This window comes from Ruegeria sp. HKCCD6428 (assembly GCF_013110595.1).
Taxonomy (GTDB): domain Bacteria; phylum Pseudomonadota; class Alphaproteobacteria; order Rhodobacterales; family Rhodobacteraceae; genus Ruegeria.
The window spans coordinates 99,849-118,309 of the sequence record NZ_WVQX01000010.1 but is presented as its reverse complement, the minus strand read 5'-3'; the positions used below and the strand labels follow the sequence as shown (position 1 = coordinate 118,309).

The 18,461-nt window shown below is 59.2% G+C and carries 20 protein-coding genes; 8 read left to right on the top strand and 12 right to left on the bottom strand.

What is annotated here, in order from left to right; translation table 11 throughout:
• Positions 1-61 precede the first annotated feature (61 nt).
• Together GS620_RS18885 and GS620_RS18880 are read right to left on the bottom strand one after the other, a co-directional pair.
• Complete coding sequence (locus GS620_RS18885; protein WP_171617398.1) at positions 62-1,384, bottom strand: ammonium transporter; 1,323 nt, start codon at positions 1,382-1,384, stop codon at positions 62-64.
• Positions 1,385-1,417: 33 nt separating this feature from the next.
• Positions 1,418-1,756 carry a P-II family nitrogen regulator gene (locus GS620_RS18880; RefSeq protein WP_152459713.1) on the bottom strand — a complete coding sequence of 113 codons (339 nt, stop codon included), beginning with the start codon at positions 1,754-1,756 and terminating at the stop codon, positions 1,418-1,420.
• 258 nt (positions 1,757-2,014) lie between these two features.
• On the opposite strand from GS620_RS18880, the gene GS620_RS18875 reads away from it, so the two are divergent.
• The gene (locus GS620_RS18875; RefSeq protein ID WP_171171870.1) at positions 2,015-4,189 is read left to right on the top strand and encodes a transglycosylase domain-containing protein; all 2,175 of its coding nucleotides are present in this window, start codon (positions 2,015-2,017) and stop codon (positions 4,187-4,189) included.
• Between the two features lie 75 nt (positions 4,190-4,264).
• On the opposite strand, the gene leuB is transcribed toward GS620_RS18875, so the two are convergent.
• Positions 4,265-5,368 (bottom strand): 3-isopropylmalate dehydrogenase, encoded by a 1,104-nt coding sequence (gene leuB, locus GS620_RS18870; RefSeq protein ID WP_171120093.1) that lies wholly within the window; start codon positions 5,366-5,368, stop codon positions 4,265-4,267.
• Between the two features lie 91 nt (positions 5,369-5,459).
• On the opposite strand from leuB, the gene GS620_RS18865 reads away from it, so the two are divergent.
• Positions 5,460-5,987 (top strand): redoxin domain-containing protein, encoded by a 528-nt coding sequence (locus GS620_RS18865; protein WP_171120094.1) that lies wholly within the window; start codon positions 5,460-5,462, stop codon positions 5,985-5,987.
• Between the two features lie 3 nt (positions 5,988-5,990).
• Here the strand turns inward: GS620_RS18865 and GS620_RS18860 are convergent, their stop codons facing one another.
• On the bottom strand, positions 5,991-6,884 hold the full coding sequence (locus GS620_RS18860; RefSeq protein ID WP_171617397.1) for a LysR family transcriptional regulator: 894 nt from the start codon (positions 6,882-6,884) through the stop codon (positions 5,991-5,993).
• 84 nt (positions 6,885-6,968) lie between these two features.
• Between GS620_RS18860 and GS620_RS18855 the strand changes: the two genes are divergently transcribed.
• Complete coding sequence (locus GS620_RS18855) at positions 6,969-7,877, top strand: epimerase (RefSeq protein ID WP_171617396.1); 909 nt, start codon at positions 6,969-6,971, stop codon at positions 7,875-7,877.
• Here the strand turns inward: GS620_RS18855 and GS620_RS18850 are convergent.
• The 6 genes from GS620_RS18850 to GS620_RS18825 form a co-directional block, all read right to left on the bottom strand.
• A complete protein-coding gene (locus tag GS620_RS18850) occupies positions 7,869-8,897 on the bottom strand; it encodes an endonuclease/exonuclease/phosphatase family protein (RefSeq protein ID WP_171617395.1) in 1,029 nt (342 codons plus the stop codon). The two genes, GS620_RS18855 and GS620_RS18850, sit on opposite strands and share 9 nt — an antisense overlap.
• A complete protein-coding gene (locus GS620_RS18845; protein ID WP_152459720.1) occupies positions 8,894-9,724 on the bottom strand; it encodes a hypothetical protein in 831 nt (276 codons plus the stop codon). The genes GS620_RS18850 and GS620_RS18845 overlap by 4 nt, the downstream gene beginning before the upstream one ends.
• Positions 9,725-10,056: 332 nt before the next feature.
• Positions 10,057-10,662 (bottom strand): 3-isopropylmalate dehydratase small subunit, encoded by a 606-nt coding sequence (leuD, locus tag GS620_RS18840; protein WP_171206408.1) that lies wholly within the window; start codon positions 10,660-10,662, stop codon positions 10,057-10,059.
• A gap of 42 nt (positions 10,663-10,704) precedes the next feature.
• Positions 10,705-11,259 (bottom strand): HdeD family acid-resistance protein, encoded by a 555-nt coding sequence (locus GS620_RS18835; RefSeq protein ID WP_152459722.1) that lies wholly within the window; start codon positions 11,257-11,259, stop codon positions 10,705-10,707.
• 37 nt (positions 11,260-11,296) lie between these two features.
• On the bottom strand, positions 11,297-12,700 hold the full coding sequence (gene leuC, locus GS620_RS18830) for a 3-isopropylmalate dehydratase large subunit (protein ID WP_152459723.1): 1,404 nt from the start codon (positions 12,698-12,700) through the stop codon (positions 11,297-11,299).
• Between the two features lie 43 nt (positions 12,701-12,743).
• On the bottom strand, positions 12,744-12,839 hold the full coding sequence (locus GS620_RS18825; RefSeq protein WP_224857982.1) for an isopropylmalate isomerase: 96 nt from the start codon (positions 12,837-12,839) through the stop codon (positions 12,744-12,746).
• Between the two features lie 115 nt (positions 12,840-12,954).
• Between GS620_RS18825 and GS620_RS18820 the strand changes: the two genes are divergently transcribed.
• The 4 genes from GS620_RS18820 (at position 12,955) to GS620_RS18805 (ending at position 15,833) form a co-directional block, all read left to right on the top strand.
• Positions 12,955-14,307, top strand: a complete 1,353-nt coding sequence (locus tag GS620_RS18820; RefSeq protein ID WP_171230251.1) for a mechanosensitive ion channel family protein — start codon at positions 12,955-12,957, stop codon at positions 14,305-14,307.
• A gap of 164 nt (positions 14,308-14,471) precedes the next feature.
• Positions 14,472-14,831: a ribosome silencing factor gene (gene rsfS, locus GS620_RS18815; RefSeq protein WP_058276550.1), complete on the top strand. Its 360-nt coding sequence runs from the start codon at positions 14,472-14,474 to the stop codon at positions 14,829-14,831.
• Positions 14,832-14,875: 44 nt separating this feature from the next.
• On the top strand, positions 14,876-15,346 hold the full coding sequence (rlmH, locus tag GS620_RS18810; protein ID WP_171617394.1) for a 23S rRNA (pseudouridine(1915)-N(3))-methyltransferase RlmH: 471 nt from the start codon (positions 14,876-14,878) through the stop codon (positions 15,344-15,346).
• A 1-nt stretch (position 15,347) separates the two neighbouring features.
• The gene (locus GS620_RS18805) at positions 15,348-15,833 is read left to right on the top strand and encodes a flavodoxin family protein (RefSeq protein WP_171206405.1); all 486 of its coding nucleotides are present in this window, start codon (positions 15,348-15,350) and stop codon (positions 15,831-15,833) included.
• Positions 15,834-15,836: 3 nt separating this feature from the next.
• On the opposite strand, the gene GS620_RS18800 is transcribed toward GS620_RS18805, so the two are convergent.
• On the bottom strand, positions 15,837-16,184 hold the full coding sequence (locus GS620_RS18800; RefSeq protein WP_171331677.1) for a hypothetical protein: 348 nt from the start codon (positions 16,182-16,184) through the stop codon (positions 15,837-15,839).
• Positions 16,185-16,219: 35 nt separating this feature from the next.
• A complete protein-coding gene (locus GS620_RS18795) occupies positions 16,220-16,930 on the bottom strand; it encodes a DUF599 domain-containing protein (RefSeq protein WP_171617393.1) in 711 nt (236 codons plus the stop codon).
• Positions 16,931-17,009: 79 nt separating this feature from the next.
• On the opposite strand from GS620_RS18795, the gene GS620_RS18790 reads away from it, so the two are divergent.
• Positions 17,010-18,449 carry an FAD-linked oxidase C-terminal domain-containing protein gene (locus tag GS620_RS18790; RefSeq protein WP_171617392.1) on the top strand — a complete coding sequence of 480 codons (1,440 nt, stop codon included), beginning with the start codon at positions 17,010-17,012 and terminating at the stop codon, positions 18,447-18,449.
• The last annotated feature ends 12 nt before the right edge of the window (positions 18,450-18,461 follow it).

Here is an 18,461-nt window from a genome sequence, read left to right as displayed (position 1 = left end):
ATTGCCAAACAAGAAACCCGGGCACGAGTGCCCGGGTTTTTTTGTTTGGGTGGAAGTGGGCTCAGCCTTTCGAAAATTCGGGATAGGCTTCCATGCCCAGTTCGCCCATGTCGAGCCCGTTGATCTCTTCTTCCTCGCCCACCCGCAGGCCGACGGTGGCCTTGAGGATCGAGAACAGGATGAAGCTGACCACGAAGACGAAGATCCCGATGGCCGCGAAACCGATGATCTGGGTCACGAAGGACGCATCACCGTTGGTCCATGCCACGATGAAGGTGCCCCAGAAGCCCGCGATCAGGTGAACCGGGATGGCGCCGACCACGTCATCGATCTTCATCTTGTCCAGCAGCGGCACGGTGTAGACCACGATCACGCCACCGATGGCCCCGATGATCAGCGCCTGGAACAGCGACGGCGCCAGCGGTTCGGCGGTGATCGAGACCAGCCCGGCCAGCGCACCGTTCAGAACCATGGTCAGGTCGACCTTGCCATACATCACCTGTGTCAGGATCAGGGCGGCGACGGCACCGGCGGCGGCGGCCATGTTGGTGTTGGCGAAGATACGGCTGATATCGGCCATGTCTCCGATCGTGCCCATTGCAAGCTGCGAGCCGCCGTTGAAGCCGAACCAACCCAGCCACAGGATGAACGTCCCCAGGGTTGCCAGCGCCAGGTTAGAGCCGGGGATAGGCACAACTTTGCCTTCCTTGTTGTATTTACCGATACGCGGGCCCAGTACGATGGCACCGGCCAGAGCCGCGAAGCCACCCGCGGCGTGAACCAGGGTCGAGCCGGCGAAGTCGCTGAAGCCCATCTCGGACAACCAGCCGCCACCCCACTGCCAGGACGCTTCGATCGGGTAGATGATGCCTGTCAGGACGATCACGAAAAAGAAGAAGGGCCACAGTTTGACGCGCTCGGCCATGGTGCCCGATACAATGGACGCGGTGGTGGCGCAGAACATCAGCTGGAAGAAGAAGTCCGATCCGACGGATGCATAAGACAGGTCGGTTTCGACACCTTCCAGACCAACCGGTTCCAGTGACGTTGGCGAGAACGCGCCCAGAATGCCGGTGATGGTCCAGCCGTCGCCCGGATACATCAGGTTGAAGCCCACCAGCCAATACATGATGGCTGCAAAGGAAAACAGGCCCATATTCTTGATCAGCTGCATGGCAACGTTCTTGGAACGCACCAGGCCGGCTTCGAGCATGGCAAAGCCCGCAGCCATCCAGAATACCAGAAAACCGCCGACCAGAAACAACAGCGAAGTCAGGATGTATTGGGTATGCTGCGCAGTCTCGCCGGTGGCCTCTTGCGCCAGGCCCATCTGCGGCAGCGCGACGATCGCCGCCGCAGGAATGAGAGATTTCATCAGGTTCATGTTCAGTCCTCGAATGATTGTCGGTCGCGGCGCCTACAGCGCCTCTTCGTTGGTTTCCCCGGTCCGCACGCGCAGCGCCTGCTCGACATCGAGGACGAAAATCTTGCCGTCGCCGATCTTTCCGGTCTTGGCGGTTTTGGTGATGGTCTCGACGATCTGGTCGGTCATCGCGGCAGGCACCACGATTTCCAGCTTGATCTTGGGCACGAAGTTCACCGCGTATTCGGCCCCCCGATAGATTTCGGTGTGGCCGGATTGCGAGCCGAAGCCCTTGATCTCGGTTACCATCATGCCGCGCACGCCGGCTTCGGTCAGTGCTTCGCGCACCTCCTCCAGCTTGAACGGCTTGATTGTCGCAATGATCAGTTTCACGTCTTTCCCCTCTGGTTCTCCGGTGGAACCGGTTTGTTTGCACCTGCAGAAAAATGCGCGACTGATCGTGGTAAGAAACGGCTCTTGAGGGCCAAAGGATCGCCAAACGGCGAAAAATTGCACATTATTTGCACAAAATAGGCACGCTGATTAAATAATAGGCAGTATTGTGAGGGGAAATTTCGGAAATTCGGACCTCTACATACTCAGATCACCGGGGTATGGTGGCGCAAAAGAAAACCTGGGCAGAGTTTGAGCATGACTGAGTCCAAGCGACGCAAGCCGAAATTGGTTGCGGATAAAAGGTACCCGTCAAAGGGTCGTAAACCGTCGGCATCCAAGCGCCCGGCGGGCAAGAAGGCGACGGCTCGCAAAACCACCTCACGCAAAACTGCGCGCAAAAAGACGCGCAAAAGATCGGGGGGCAAAGGCGGCGGCATCTTGCGTCGTTTCTTCCGTTGGGTCTGGCGCATGGTCTGGGGTCTGACCTGGCGGGTCGGAGCGGTCGTGGCCATCCTGATCGCCCTGGCGGTGGGTGTCGTCTATTCCTCGTTGCCTGAGTTGGATGCCTTGTTGGACGGCCGTGCGCGCGGGTCTGTCACGCTGCTGGACCGCGACGGCAAAGTGTTTGCCTGGCGGGGCGACCAGTTTGGCGGGGTGATCACTGCTGATACGGTGTCGCCGCATCTGAAAAACGCCGTCATCGCGACCGAGGACAAACGGTTCTATCGCCATTTCGGGGTCAGCCCGCGCGGTGTGGCAAGCGCCGTGCGCATCAACCTGAGCGAAGGGCGCGGCCCGTTGTCCGGGCATGGCGGGTCAACCATAACGCAGCAAACGGCCAAACTGCTGTGTCTGGGCGTGCCTTATGATCCGACAGAATGGGAATCAGAGGCCGCCTATGAAGCCGATTGCCGTCAGGGATCGCTGTGGCGCAAGGCCAAAGAGGCCATTTATGCAATGGCAATGGAGGTGAAATACTCCAAGGATGAGGTTCTGACGATCTACCTGAACCGGGCTTTCCTTGGTGCAGGCGCGCGCGGGTTCGAGGCCGCAAGCCAGCGGTACTTTGGCAAGTCCGCCGCCGAAGTCTCGCCGGCCGAGGCAGCGATGTTGGCCGGGCTGTTGGTTGCGCCCACACGCTATGCGCCGACGAACAATCTGCAACGGTCGCAGGACCGGGCCCGCCTTGTAATCGGTCTGATGGAGGATCAGGGCTATCTGACCGCCGCGCAGGCCAGCGAGGCGCGGGCGCGCCCGGCCCAACTGTCCGAGGCGGCGGCTGCCCGGGCCGGGGGATATTTTGCAGATTGGGTCATGGCCAGCGGGCCCGAGTTCTTTACCCGCAACACGACCGAAGATGTGGTGATCCGGACAACCTTGGATCAGCGCATTCAGACCTCTGCGGAAGAGGCGCTGAAGTTCATCTTTCAGGAAAAAGTGCGCGAAGGATCAAAGGCGCAGGCGGCCATTGTGGTGATGTCGGCCGACGGTGCGGTGCGTGCGATGGTTGGTGGGCGCAAGACACGCGTGTCTGGCGCGTTCAACCGGGCGACGCAGGCGTTGCGACAGACAGGGTCATCGTTCAAGCCATTCGTTTACGCCACCGCGCTGGAACTTGGATATTCGCCGCTGGATACGGTGATGGATGAACCCTATTGCGTCGATATTCCGGGGTCAGGCCAGTGGTGCCCCAAGAACTACACCAACAAGTATTATGGGCGGGTGACCTTGGCGGATGCGCTGAAAAACTCGCTTAACATACCGGCGGTGAAAGTGGCCGAGATTTCCGGCCTGGACAATGTTCGGACGGTCGCCAGCGGCTTTGGGATTGCCAGCGACCTGGCACAGGGGCCTGCGCTGGCGCTTGGTGCATCTGAAAGCACGTTGATCGAGATGACCGGGGCTTATGCAGGCATCCTGAATGGTGGGTCACAGGTTGAACCTTATGGGCTGACCGAACTGAAGCTGCTGGGCGACGAAACACCCGTCATGGTCACGACGACCGGTATTGGCGAGAGGGTGATCAATGAAAAGGCCGCCAAACAGCTGACCTGGATGATGGAGCGCGTGGTCTCTGAAGGAACCGGCGGGCGGGCCAAATTGCCCGGCTGGCAGGTGGCCGGCAAGACCGGAACGACCCAGGCCGCGCGCGACGCGTGGTTCATCGGGTTCACGGCGGATTATGTGACCGGGGTCTGGATGGGGTATGATGACAACACGCCCTTGTCCGGCGTGACCGGTGGTGGCTTGCCGGCCGAGATCTGGAAAGAAACCATGCTGCGCGTGACCGAGGGGATGACACCCACGCCCTTGCCGATGATGGCGCCGGAACCACCGGTTCAGGTTGCCCAGCCGCAGCCCCGCCGAAAGCGCGGAGGTTTTGCCAATGACATCAACAATCTGCTGAAGAACATTTTCGGCGGCAACTAAAGCAATCTCGAAACGCCAAAACAAAAAAAGGCGGTGCCCGGTGCACCGCCTTTTGTTTTTTCTTACTTTCGTTACTCAGACGCTTGCGTCCAATGCAGATAGGATCGCGTCGCCCATTTCGCTGGTCGAGACGGGCTGAACGCCCTCATCCGCAAGCAGGTCGCCGGTGCGAACGCCGTCGGCCAGAACCTTCTCGATCGCAGCTTCCAGCCGATCGGCTTCCTCACCCTGATCAAAGCTGTAGCGCAGAGCCATCGCAAAGCTGAGAATGCAGGCGATCGGGTTGGCTTTGCCCTGACCTGCGATATCGGGGGCAGATCCGTGTACGGGCTCGTACATTGCCTTGGGGCGTCCATTGGCCATCGGCGCGCCCAGCGACGCCGACGGCAGCATACCCAGAGACCCGGTCAGCATCGCGGCGCAGTCGGAGAGGATGTCACCGAACAGGTTGTCGGTCAGGATCACGTCGAACTGTTTCGGCGCGCGCACCAGCTGCATGGCACCGTTGTCGGCGTACATATGGCTCAGCTCAACTTCGGGGTAGTCAGCGGAAACGCGGTTGACCACTTCGCGCCACAGGATGCCCGATTCCATCACGTTGGCTTTTTCCATCGAGCACAGCTTTTTGTTCCGGCGCATCGCCAGTTCAAAGGCCGAGCGTGCGGCGCGTTCAATCTCGGATTCGGTGTAACGCTGGGTGTTGATGCCGACGCGTTCATTGCCTTCCTCGAAGATGCCGCGCGGTTCACCGAAGTAGACGCCCGAGGTCAGTTCGCGCACGATCATGATATCCAGACCGGCAACGATGTCTTTCTTCAGCGACGAGAAGTCAGCCAGCGCGTCAAAGCACTGGGCCGGGCGCAGGTTCGAATACAGGTCCATTTCCTTGCGCAGGCGCAGCAGGCCGCGCTCGGGCTTGAGGCTGAAATCCAGATCGTCGTATTTCGGACCACCGACAGCGCCCAGCAGAACCGCGTCGACCTCTTGCGCCTTGGCCATCGTCTCATCGGACAAAGGCTTGCCGTGGGCGTCATAGGCGGCACCGCCGACCAGATCCTCGCTCACGTCAAATTGAAGACCGCGATTGGCGCCGAACCAATCGATGATTCTGCGCACTTCGGCCATGACTTCCGGGCCAATTCCGTCTCCGGGCAGGATAAGGAGCGAAGGGTTGGACATGAAGGGTCTCCTTGCGTTTTGTTGCACAGGGCCTAGCGTCTGCGTTGCATCGGGTCAATGAGACGAACCTGCCAAAACAGAAGGAAAACACATGCTGACTCCTGGAAATCCGGTTCCTGCGCTGAAAATCGAAACTGTTGCCCATGGCAGCTTCGATCTTGACGCGGACAAGGGCGAAAACGGGACGCTGGTGATTCAATATCGCGGGCTGCATTGCCCGATCTGCATCAAGCAGATGGCCGAGGTCGAAGCGGCGCTGGATGACTTTGCGGCGCTGGGCGTCGAGGTCATCATGATCACCACCGATACAGCCGAGCGCGCGGCGGAAACCGCCGAAAAAGCCGGAGCGTCGCGCCTGCGTGTGGGTCACAGCCTTCCCCTGTCCGCCGCGCGGGATGATTGGGGCCTTAACATCTCGACCAAGCGCGAAGGCAGCGCCGAACCGGACCTGTTCGCAGAGCCGGGGCACTTCTACATCGCACCCGACCGCACGCTGTACTATGCATGGCAACAGACCACGCCTTTCGGTCGCCCGTCCATGTCGGATATTGCGGGTGGTTTGAAATTCACATTGGGCAACAACTATCCCGCGCGTGGAACTTATACCGGTCCGCTTTGACCCTCAAAGAGCGGCTTTGAGCCCTTCTGCCAACAAATCCCAGACTCTGCGGATGCGCGGGGTCTGGCGCATGGCCTGAGGTGCGGCCAGCCACACGGGTAGAATCGGGATGTCTACATCCAGCGGCAGGATTTCCACGTCGGGGTCGGCTTGGGCAACCTGTACCTGGCTGAAGCCTATGCCACAGCCTGCCCGGATCAGTTCCCAATAGGCGCTTTGCAGGTCACAGCGGGTGGCAAAACTGTCGCGGCTGGCTGGCCACCCCTTTTCACGCATGGCTTTGATGATCTCCTGGTTCGCGTCAAACCCTACCAGATCATGCGTAAACAGTTCTTCGGGTGTCTTGGGGCGCCCCTTCCGGTCCAGATAGGACTTTTCCGCACAAAAGCACAGCGGCACATCCCCGAGATAGCGGGAAATGAGATCCACCTGCGCAGGGCGATACATCCGCACGGCGATATCCGCCTCTCGATAGAGCAGATTCTCGGTGGTGTCAGTGGCCACCAGTTCAAGCTGGATCGTGGGCTCCTGCTCGCGGATGGACGCCAGTATCGGTGGCAGCAGGTGATGCGAGGCAAAGACGGATGCGGTGATGCGCACCGAACCTTCAAGCTGTTGCGATTGCCCCGCAGCGGCAAGACTGAACGCGGTCATGGCGCTGTGCATCTGCTGGGCCATCGGCAAAAGCTGTGAACCCGCTTCGCTGAGCTTCAGACCACGCGCGTGGCGATCGAAAAGAGAGACACCCAGCTCATCCTCGAGGTTTTGGACCTGCCGCCCCAAAGTGGGTTGGCTGCGATTCAGATGTCGGGCGGCGGCGGACAGCGATCCCGTCTCGGCCACGGCCAGAAAGCACTGGATCAGAGACCAATCTGCATGTGTCAGAGCTTTGTCCATTCAGAAATGAATACACGTTCTGCAAATTGCGGCAATTCCTTGCGCGAAGTGAATGGCTAGATTGATCTCAGTCAGGAGGCAAACATGGCACAATCTGCACTGGTACTGGGTGCAACAGGTCGTTTTGGACGCAATGCAGCCCTGGCGTTCAGGCGCGCGGGCTGGGACGTGACAGAATTTGACCGCAGGTCTGATTCGCTGTCACAGGCGGCGCGCGGCGTGGACGTCATCGTGAACGGATGGAACCCGCCCTATCCCGATTGGGCGCGCGATGTGCCGGTGCTGACCAAACGGGTGATAGATGCGGCCTCAGATACGGGGGCGACCGTGATCGTGCCGGGCAATGTCTACGTATTTGGTGAAAATACGCCGGGTCCATGGTTGGGCGGGACTCCGCATCAGGCCACCAACCCTCTGGGCCGGGTTCGGATCGAGATGGAAGAGGCCTATCGCGCGTCAACCGTGCGCACCATCCTTTTGCGCGCCGGGGATTTCATCGACACCAATGCATCCGGAAACTGGTTCGATCAGGTCATGATCAAGCGTCTTTCGCGCGGTCAGTTCGTTTACCCCGGCGATCCGCACGCGCCGCACGCTTGGGCCTTTCTGCCTGATCTGGCCCGCGCCGCCGTCGCGCTGGCTGAGATGCGGCAAGACCTTCCCCGTTTTTGCGATGTTCCCTTTGAAGGGTACACTTTGACCGGGACGCAGATGGCTCAATCGCTTTCGCAAGTCACCGGCCGGCCGGTTGCAGTGCGACGCATGAATTGGTGGCCGCTGCAATTGGCCCGCCCGTTCTGGCGCATGGCCCTTCATTTGATCGAGATGCGGTACCTCTGGCACGTGCCGCATCAATTGGATGGCGGCTATATGAAAGAATTGCTGGCCTCGTTTTCTGACACGAACCTGGAGGATGCCTTGCGTTCCGCCATTTCGCCCCAACGTGCCGCTTCATCGCCAACAACCGGGAACAGGGGCGAGGTTCTAGGGTAGGATTATGTCAACCCAGACCAGTCGATGTCTGCTGGCGCGTCGGGCACTGTCGTACAGCGTGTCACCTTCCACGGGCCAGACAATGCCGGTTTCCAAGATTTGCAGATCACTGGACGGCAACACGTAGTCAACGCGCATTTCCCCGGTGGCTTTCCATTCGACCGTTGCTGATGACCCCGATGGATCCTTTGGTATCGGGTCCTGCACCTTGGGATCGGTCAAAAGCGCGCGAATGGCCTGTTTGTGGCCTTCTCCGCGGCTCGGGTCGAGATTGGCGTCCGCAGCTATCACGAAGGGGCCTTGAGGAACTGGCCCCAGACCGCCATTCAACAAAACCGACCACAGGCGAATCTCATCCCTGTTGCGCAGACCGTTGCGATCCTCGGGTCCGTCAAAAACCGGTGGGGCGGCGTGAAAGGTCATCAGGCTGAATCGCCCCTGCGGGGTTTCGATGGGAAGAACCCAATGCACGGTCGAGGACAGGCGCTGAATGTCGTGCGCAGCTTCAGACGGGAAGGGAAGCCCATCACTGCGTGGCAAAGCAGCCCCAGGCAGATCTTTCCACCGCAGATCGGTGTAATCCTGAACGTCATCGGTCATGATTTCGAAACGGGACAACACCGCCACCCCTCCGTGGCCGGTGAACTTCCCCCAGCCCTGCGCGTCGCCGGGGCCTTGCGTTTTGCCATCACCGTCCAGATCCAGCGGCGTTTCCAGCCCAGCATTTGGTTGGGCGGAAAAGTGATAGGGGAAATCCAGGCCCGCCTCGCGCAGTTTCTCGGACAGGGCGCTCAGGGCCGCGCCTTCCAGATCCCAGTCGATGCCTTGCAGGGCAATGACATCAGGTCGCGCAGCGGCAATGACCTCGACAACGGCTTCAACCTGCGCATCATCCCGCTGGATGTCGCGCAGCAGCAGGCCGGGACCGTTTCTGCTGAGTTCAGTGTTGTAGGTGGAGATGCGATAAACCTCTGCCTGCACCGATAAAGGCAGCAGCAGCAGGGCAAGGGCACGGATCATGCGGCTTGCGTTGTCTCGCTAGTCGAATAGGCGCGGCGCTTTTCTACGATCAGACCCGCGATGCGAAGCGTCGCCATGCCGCGCATGATCATGCTGGCGGGAAGGAAGGCCCAAGCGCACATGGTCCAGATCAACGTTTGCGGATTGCTCAGCGAGATCGGGGCGACGACGCTACTCATGAGCTTGATGACGGCCGGAATGAGGAAGGGAAGCAGAACACCAATGCAGATATTCAGGCGACCATCGCGTTGCAGGCGGGTGACAACATCGCCGCCCTTGGTGGGATCAAACAACGGTAGATTGGTCCAAACGTTGAAGGCGCCATTACCCGTGGGCCAGCCACGCACTTTGACCGCGTAGGCAAAGCTGGCGACGGTGACCAAGGCGGCCACATAGGCCACACTGGCTGCGATCCGAACCAATTCGATCAACGGCTGGCCCGCATCCAAGGGCAGCATCAGCACGATCAATCGAACCGGGGAATAGGGAAAGTCCGCGACATTCGCGACGGCCAGACCCGCGGTGTAGGCAAACGCGGTCAGCTCAGTCGGCTCATAGGCGTTTTTGCAAACCAGGGTCAGAAAGGTGACCATCGACATCAGCCCGACAAACCGCAGACGGTTCACCGGCGGCGCATCGCGAAATTCAATAAAGCTGGGAAAGGCAGAATTGTACTCGGCGAATGTCAGGATGAACGCGAGAATCGCGAGGAAGACCAGAATCTCGGTCCCGTTCGTCGATGATACAGGCAGGTACAACGCGGGTGTCAGCACCATCAGTGCCACAAGTATTCCGCGTATCGCCGCCCCTGTTGTGCGCGCAATCACTATCCGAACCCTTTTTCAAACCGGATAAGTCGATCTTCGCCGACTTACATTCCAACTTGTGCCCATCGTCTCGAGTTTTTGACGGATGCCTCTTTAGCGCCAACATGGACGATAAGCGGCATTTCGCTCAAGACAGGGTGCAGAAAACACGTGATTTCGGGCAAAATGATGGCGCAACTGGTGCGGGATTGCATCATTTTCGACGCAAATCCGACGTGTATCGCAATGTGAGACCAAGATGTTGTGGTTCTGGTAAAATCAACCCCAAGAATGAGAACGGGACCGCCTTGGCGACCCCGTTAGGTTGAGTATCCAAAGAATCGGCTAAGGCCTTACACCCAGGGGCGGGCCTGACTTGCGTGATCCTCGAATTTGTCGATGTGGTGATCTTTCTCCATGGTCAGACCGATATCGTCCAGACCGTTCAGCAGACAGTGCTTGCGGTGCGGATCGATATCGAATTCGATCACGACCCCATCCGAAGTGGTGATCTGCTGATCTTCCAGGTGCACGGTCATGCGGGCGTTCTCACCCTTATGTGCGTCTTCCATCAGGATCGCGTGGTGTTCTTCCTCGACCACGATCGGCAGGATGCCGTTCTTGAAGCAGTTGTTGAAAAAGATGTCGGCAAAGCTGGTCGAGATCACGACTTTGATGCCGAAATCCTTGATCGCCCAGGGTGCGTGTTCGCGCGACGAGCCGCAGCCGAAATTGTCGCCGGCGACCAGAATTTCGGCCTCGCGATAGGCGGGTTTGTTCAGGACGAACTCTTCGTTTTCCTGCCCGTCATCATGATAGCGCATTTCATCAAACAGCACGACGCCAAGGCCGGACCGTTTGATGGTTTTCAGATGCACTTTGGGAATGATCATATCGGTGTCGATATTGATCAGTGGCATCGGGGCGGCCACCCCGTGGACTTTTTCAAACTTTTCCATGTCTGCACTCCTGCAGGAGAGGGCCGCGCCCGTATCCCGCGATTAAGCTTCTTTCGCTTCTGTTGTTTCGTCCTTGGGTGCGTTCTTGACGAAGAACGCCATGAACACCAATCCGAACCCGTTGAACAGCATCTCGATGCCCAGCAGGATACCCAGAAGGCTCAGCAAAGCGGCGGGTTCGCTGCTTGCATAAGACCAGATGATACCTGCGAGGATGATCGACAAGATGCCCGAGATCATCGTGGGCCAGAAAAACTGTGTTCCTTTCATCTGGAACGACAGAATGACCCGCGCGATGCCACCTGCCATGAACAGGATCAGCATCACGGTCGCCAGCGTCAGTGTTCCCTGAAGCGGATGATCCAGAAAGGACCAGCCCAGGAACAGCATGACCGCACCCATGATAAGTGACAGAATCTTGTTGCCTGTGCCTTCGACGGTGAAACCGCCGACCACTTGCATCGCGCCTGCAATCAGCAGCAGCGCACCGGTTACGACCGTTACGGCAAGCGAAGCCGCAATCGCATTGCCCAGCGCAAAGACGCCGAACGCAATTGATAGAAGCCCCAGCAGGAGCCATTTGACCCAGTCACTCATTTGTTCAATCCCTCAAATATCTAGATATGAGGGCACCTTACATCAATTCACGGACGTCTGTCAGCCGTCCCGTGATTGCCGCTGCGGCAGCCATTGCCGGGCTCAGCAGATGTGTGCGCCCGCCCCGGCCCTGACGGCCTTCGAAGTTGCGGTTCGAGGTCGCGGCACAGCGTTCGCCCGGTTGCAACTGGTCGGGGTTCATCGCCAGGCACATCGAACAGCCTGCCAGACGCCATTCGAACCCGGCCTCTTTGAAGATGTCGGCCAGGCCTTCTTCTTCGGCCTGGGCGCGGACCAGCCCCGAACCAGGCACGACCATGGCGCGCATCCCGTCCTTGATCTTCTTGCCTTTCAGGATTTCGGCCGCGGCACGCAGGTCTTCAATACGTCCGTTGGTGCAGGACCCGATAAAGACGGTGTCAATCTCGACATCGCTCAGCTTCTGACCGGCTTTCAGACCCATATACTCGATTGACCGGCGGGCCGCCTCGACCTTGCCGCCTTCGAAATCCTCGGGGTGCGGCACGGTTGCAGTGATCGGCAGAACATCCTCGGGGCTAGTGCCCCAGGTGACGACAGGCGCGATGTCTTCGCCGCGAATCGTGACAACCTTGTCGAAATGCGCGCCTTCGTCGGTGTAGAGTGTTTTCCACCAATTCATCGCGGCTTCCCACTGCGCACCTTTCGGCGCATGCGGACGGCCTTTGACATATTCGAACGTGGTCTCATCCGGTGCAATCAGTCCTGCGCGTGCGCCGCCTTCGATGGCCATGTTGCAGACGGTCATGCGGCCTTCCATCGACAGATTGCGGATGGCTTCACCGCAATACTCGATGACATAGCCGGTGCCGCCGGCGGTGCCGGTTTCGCCGATCACGGCCAGGGTGATGTCCTTGGCGGTCACGCCCGGCTGCAATTTGCCGGTGATTTCCACCTTCATGTTTTTGGATTTCTTCTGGATCAGGGTCTGCGTGGCCAGAACGTGTTCGACCTCGGACGTACCAATGCCATGGGCCAATGCGCCGAATGCGCCATGGGTGGCGGTATGGCTGTCGCCGCAGACGACGGTCATGCCCGGTAGGGTCCAGCCTTGTTCGGGGCCGACGATGTGCACGATGCCCTGACGGACGTCATTCACCGGGTAATAGTGAATGCCGAAATCCCGGGCGTTCTTGTCCAGCGCTTCGACCTGAATGCGCGATTCGGGGTTTTCGATCCCGTTCACCCGATCCGGTGTGGTCGGAACGTTGTGGTCCGGCACGGCAATGGTTTTTTCTGGGGCGCGCACCTTGCGGCCTGCCATACGCAGGCCTTCGAACGCCTGCGGGCTGGTGACCTCGTGGACCAGATGGCGGTCGATATACAGCAGGCAGGTGCCATCATCGGCTTCGTGCGCGACATGGGCATCCCAGATCTTGTCATAGAGTGTTTTGGGGGACATGTGTCCTCTCCCGTATGTAATGAGAAATAGCTGGCGAGTTGGCTCAGGCGACGGGTAGGCGCGCCAGGACCGTGCGGGCAGCCCCAAAGAACCGTTCGCGCAGACGCGCGCGGTCTTCCAGATTCTGTTCTTGGGCCACATTGAGTCTCATGCGGTTCAGATATACCGCGCCTTTGCTGCAATCAAGGTTCAAAACTGGTGTCAGACTTGCATCGCCTAGCATTGCTGTCCAAGCTGCCGTGCAGGAGGCGCGTATGAACCAAGACCTGATCCCCAGCTCGCTGACAGACCTTTACAACAACATGGTCGCGGGGTTCTCTTCCGAGCTTCAAGAACTGGTCGAGTTGGTGGTTACGCCGGGCTGGCGGCAGTATCAGTTGGTCATCATCCTTTTCATTTGGGCGCTGGCTTTCCTTCTGAAAGTTCTGACACAGCCGCGATGGGATGCCTGGACGCGCGCCCGCACCGGATGGCCGAAATGGCGGCTTCGCACCATGGTACAGCTGATGCAGCGGCTGACACTGGTCTATTTCGTGCTGCTGTCCTGGCTCTTGTATCAGGTTATGCAGCATGTCACCTGGCCGTCGCGCAGTTATCTCATTGGGATCATTGCAACTCTGGCAACTGCGTGGCTGGCGATTGCACTGGTGGCGAGGCTTGTCCGCAACCGGACGCTGCGACGGATATTCAAGTGGGCAATGTGGGTCTATGCAACGCTTGTTGCGTTGAATCTGACGGATGACGTGGCCGAATTCCTCGATGGGGTCGCGATTTCCGTCGGTGACCTGCATATTTCCTTGCTGGGCATTCTCAAGGCCATCCTGCTGATCGGAGTCCTGTTGACGCTGGCCCGCATCGGCACCCGCGCGGCCGAGCGTGGATTGCAGAGCAATGACGACATCACCCCGTCCATGCAGGTGTTGTTGGCCAAGGGAATTCAGGTGCTGCTGTATGGCGCGGTCTTTCTGGCTGCGATCCGCACGCTGGGCTTCGATCTGACCGGCATTGCGCTGTTGTCGGGCGCGATCGGCGTGGGCATCGGGTTCGGCCTGCAAAAAGTGGTGTCGAACCTCATATCGGGGATCATTATCCTGATGGATCGGTCGATCAAGCCAGGCGATGTGATCTCGCTGGGCGATACGTTCGGTTGGATCAATGCGCTGGGCGCACGCTATGTCTCGGTTGTCACGCGGGACGGGCGGGAATACCTGATCCCGAACGAGGACCTGATTACCAACCAGGTGGTGAACTGGTCGCATTCCGACAAATTCGTGCGGTTGGATCTGGATTTCGGCACCAGCTATGAGGATGACCCCCACAAAGTGCGGGCAACGGCGATCCGGGCTGTAAAGGCAGTGACCCGCGTATTGAGTGGCGGAAAACATGAACCGGTTTGCCATATCACCGGTTTTGGCGACAGCAGCGTGGATTACGTTCTGCGGTTCTGGATCAGCGATCCGACCAAAGGGCTGACCAATATCAGGGGCAATGTCTATCTTGCGCTGTGGGATGCGTTTCAGGATGAAGGCATCTCGATTCCCTTCCCGCAGCGCGAGGTTCGGCTTTTGTCGGAAAACGCAAACATGCAACAAATCGCAGAAGAGTGATCAACCCTGCGCGGGGCCGGACGCGCTTTCATTGAAATGTTGCATTCCCCTTGTTACCTTATTAGTACCCCGGCGCCGGGGTTTCACGGCGCGCAGCAAAGGAGGACTATGTCCTGTCACTACATACACAGGCGGGTTTGCCTGCCGAAGACGGGTCCCGTGTAATGGCCCACTCTCAGTCAATCAGCGACAAGCTGCTTGAGCGTATCCTTTCCTCACTTTCCGATGACAAGGCCGAAGACGTCGTGCAGATCAACCTGCAAGGCAAGTCGTCTGTCGCGGATCACATGGTCATTGCTTCGGGTCGGTCGACCCGTCAGGTCTCGGCCATGGCGGAAAAGCTGACGGATCGCATCAAGCAGGAATTCGGTTTCACCTCGAAGGTCGAAGGCAAGGATGCCGGCGATTGGGTGCTGATCGATACGGGCGACGTGATCGTCCATATCTTCCGCCCCGAAGTGCGCGAATTCTACCAGCTGGAAAAGATGTGGCTGCCCCAGGGCGGCAGCGCCTCGGCGAACTGAGGCGCCATCCCGGCCCGTATTGAGGGGCCGGAGGCGAGAGAGATATGCGTATCAGCATAGTTGCGGTCGGGCGATTGCGCTCCGGACCGGAGAAGTCCCTGCTTGATGATTACCTGACCCGCTTTGACCGGACCGGCCGTGGCCTGGGCCTTGGTCCCGCGCGGGTGATCGAGGTCGAGGACAAGAAAAACGCAGGCATGGGGGCCGAAGCCGCGTTGCTGCGCAAGGCGCTGCCCAAGGGCGCGGTGATCTGTACGCTGGACGAACGCGGGCGCGTGATGTCCTCGCCCGATTTTGCCAGGAAACTGGGTAGTTGGCGCGATGCGGGGCGGCAGGATCTGGCGCTGATCATCGGCGGAGCCGACGGAATAGACCCTGCTTTGCGGGCCGAAGCCGACTTTTCCCTCTCGTTCGGGTCGATGGTCTGGCCTCATATGCTGGTCCGTGTGATGCTGGCCGAGCAACTGTATCGGGCCGCGACCATTCTGTCAGGTGGCCCCTATCACCGGGTCTGACATGGCGCAGCTTCTGATCGTTTACCATTCGCGCACAGGCGGTGCCCGGCAGATGGCCGAAGCGGCGGCTGAATCGGCGCGGGCTGAGACCGAGGTTGAGCTTGTGCCTGCGGATCAGGCGGGGCCGGAGGATGTGCTGGCCGCCGACGGCTACATCTTCTGCGCGCCAGAGAATCTGGCGGCGATCTCGGGCTTGATGAAGGAATTCTTCGACCGTTGCTATTACCCGGTTCTGGGACAGATCGAAGGTCGCCCATATGCGCAGATGATTTGCGCCGGGTCGGACGGAGAGAATGCAGCCTGCCAGATCGCACGGATCGCCACTGGATGGCGGTTGAAAGAGGTCCAGTCGCCGCTGATTGTCTGCACGCACGCGCAAACGCCCGAGGCCATTCTGGCCCGGAAAACCATTCCGGAAGATCAGCTGGATCGGTGTCGCGAGATCGGCGCCGCGTTGGGTGCGGGCCTGGCCATGGGGATTTTCTGAAGGTCAGTTCAGTTCGACCAACGTCGTGTCTGCGTTCCAGCCATCCACATTGCACCGGGCCTGAATCTGCACCTGTGAAACGTTTTCCGGAATCACCACGCCGCCAAGCGAGCGGGTAAAAGGTTGTTCTGTCTCGTGCGGGTGGTGCAGCACCCGCAGTCCCAGTTCATTCCCGTCCATGTCCAGAACGCGCCAGCCGTCGGCGTAATGATCCCAGCCTGTATCGGGATGCCGGATCGTCACGTCGAACCGCCATGTGTCACCGGTGGCACTGGCGCGGACCTGTTCGATTGTCGGCGGGTCGGCAAGGGCAGGTACAGCCAGAAGGGCGCTGAGAATCACATATCGCATGGTTCGAACCTAGGGTTTAATGCCGCGCTTGGGGATCACGTCTCTGTGTTCGGGCGTTGGGCCATGAGGATCGCGCGGGAATGCGATGCAAACTCGCGGCGATACAGGACACCGAATGTGATCATCGTGCCCAACACCAATGCCATCGGTCCAAGAAACCACGCCAGCGAAGCAAGGGCGAAATAGGTGGCGCGGAGACCGCGGTTGAAGCTGCGGGCGGCGGTCACGCAGATCTCGGCCGCCTGACCGGCCCGAGGATAGGCGTTTGGGTCTTCAGGATCGTTTGGAACCGAGGCCATCAAAACGGCGCAATACCCAAAAAGGCGATGTGCCCAGACGTATTTCAGAAAAGCATTGGCCAGCAGCAGGACAACCACAAGTATCTTGATTTCCCAGACCATCGCCGGTGCGCTGCCGATGGCAAGATCCGTCGCCACCCCGGCCAATCGTTCGGTATTGCCCAACAGGGCCAGACCGCCCCCGATGGCAATCATCGTGGTCGAGGCGAAAAAGGTGCTGCCTTGCCGCATGGCAGCCACGACCTGTGCATCGAACATCCGTGGCTGACGCGTCACCATCTCGTGCATCCAGTCGCGGCGGTAGCCATCCATCACAAGGGCGACGGACGGCTTCTGTGGTGACGGGTGTTCGATCTTCCATCCGATCCACAGCCACGCACCCAGCAATATTGCAATGGCAGCATAATCCAGAGGGGAAAATAGGGCGGCACGTTCGATCCAGGTCATGGCGCGACAGTACGACCGGACATCGGAACTTGCCAGAGTGGTAAATTGGTAATATTATTTTACCAAAGGGAGGGATGCCATGGAAATGCCAAAGCCAAGCCCGGACGTACTGAACCGGAAAAGCGCGATCGTTTCGCGGCTGTCGCGGGTTTTGCCGGATACGGCAATTATCCATGATCCGGCTGAAACCCGAGCCTATGAGTGCGATGCCCTGACGGCTTACAAATGCCCGCCGATGCTGGCCGTGCTGCCGTCGAGCACGCAGGAAGTCTCGGACGTTTTGCGCATCTGCCATGAAGAAGGCGTGCCTGTCGTGCCGCGCGGTGCGGGTACGTCGCTGGCCGGCGGGGCATTGCCAACGGCTGATTGCGTCATTCTGGGCGTCGCGCGGATGAATGAGGTGCTGGAGGTTGACTATGACAACCGTTTCATCAGGGTGCAGACGGGCCGCACCAATCTGAGCGTCACCGGCGCGGTCGAGGAGGAGGATTTCTTTTATGCGCCTGATCCTTCCTCGCAACTGGCATGTGCCATTGCCGGCAATATCGCGATGAATTCAGGTGGCGCACATTGCCTGAAATATGGCGTGACAACGAACAACCTTCTGGGCGTGACCATGGTGATGATGGATGGCAGTGTCGTCGAGATCGGCGGCGCGCATCTGGATGCGCCCGGTCTGGACCTTTTGGGCGTCATTTGCGGCTCGGAAGGTCAGTTGGGCGTGGTGACCGAAGCAACACTGCGCATTCTGCGCAAGCCCGAAGGCGCGCGGCCGGTTCTGATGGGGTTCGACGACAACGAAGTCGCGGGTCAGTGTGTTTCTGACATTATCAAATCGGGCATTCTGCCGGTCGCGATCGAGTTCATGGACACGCTGTGCATAAAAGCCTGCGAAAACTTTGCACACGCCGGATACCCCGATTGCCATGCGCTGTTGATTGTCGAAGTGGAAGGGTCGGAAGCCGAAATCGCCCATCAACTGTCGAAAATCATCGAGATCGCCAAGCGCCACAACCCGGTCGAGTTGCGAGAAAGCCAGTCAGCCGAAGAAAGCGCAAAAATATGGCTTGGCCGGAAATCCGCATTCGGCGCCATGGGGCAGTTGAACGACTATATGTGTCTTGACGGTACGATCCCGGTGTCGGCCCTGCCGACGGTGCTGCGCCGTATCGGCGAGTTGAGTGAAGAATTCGGTCTGCCTGTTGGGAACGTTTTTCACGCAGGAGACGGGAACATGCATCCGCTGATCCTTTTCGATGCCAACAAACCGGGTGATCTGGAAAAATGCGAGGCATTCGGGGCCGAAATTCTGAAACTATGCGTGGACGAAGGCGGTTGTCTGACCGGTGAGCATGGCGTGGGCATCGAGAAGAGGGATCTCATGTCGCATCAATATGCGCCTGCCGATCTTGAGGCGCAGATGGCGGTAAAGGACGTTTTTGACCCCAAATGGCTGCTGAATCCTGCGAAAGTTTTCCCTTTGGATGTGTCTCGGGCGCGGCGCATTGCGGCGGAGTAAGGGGGCTCTGCC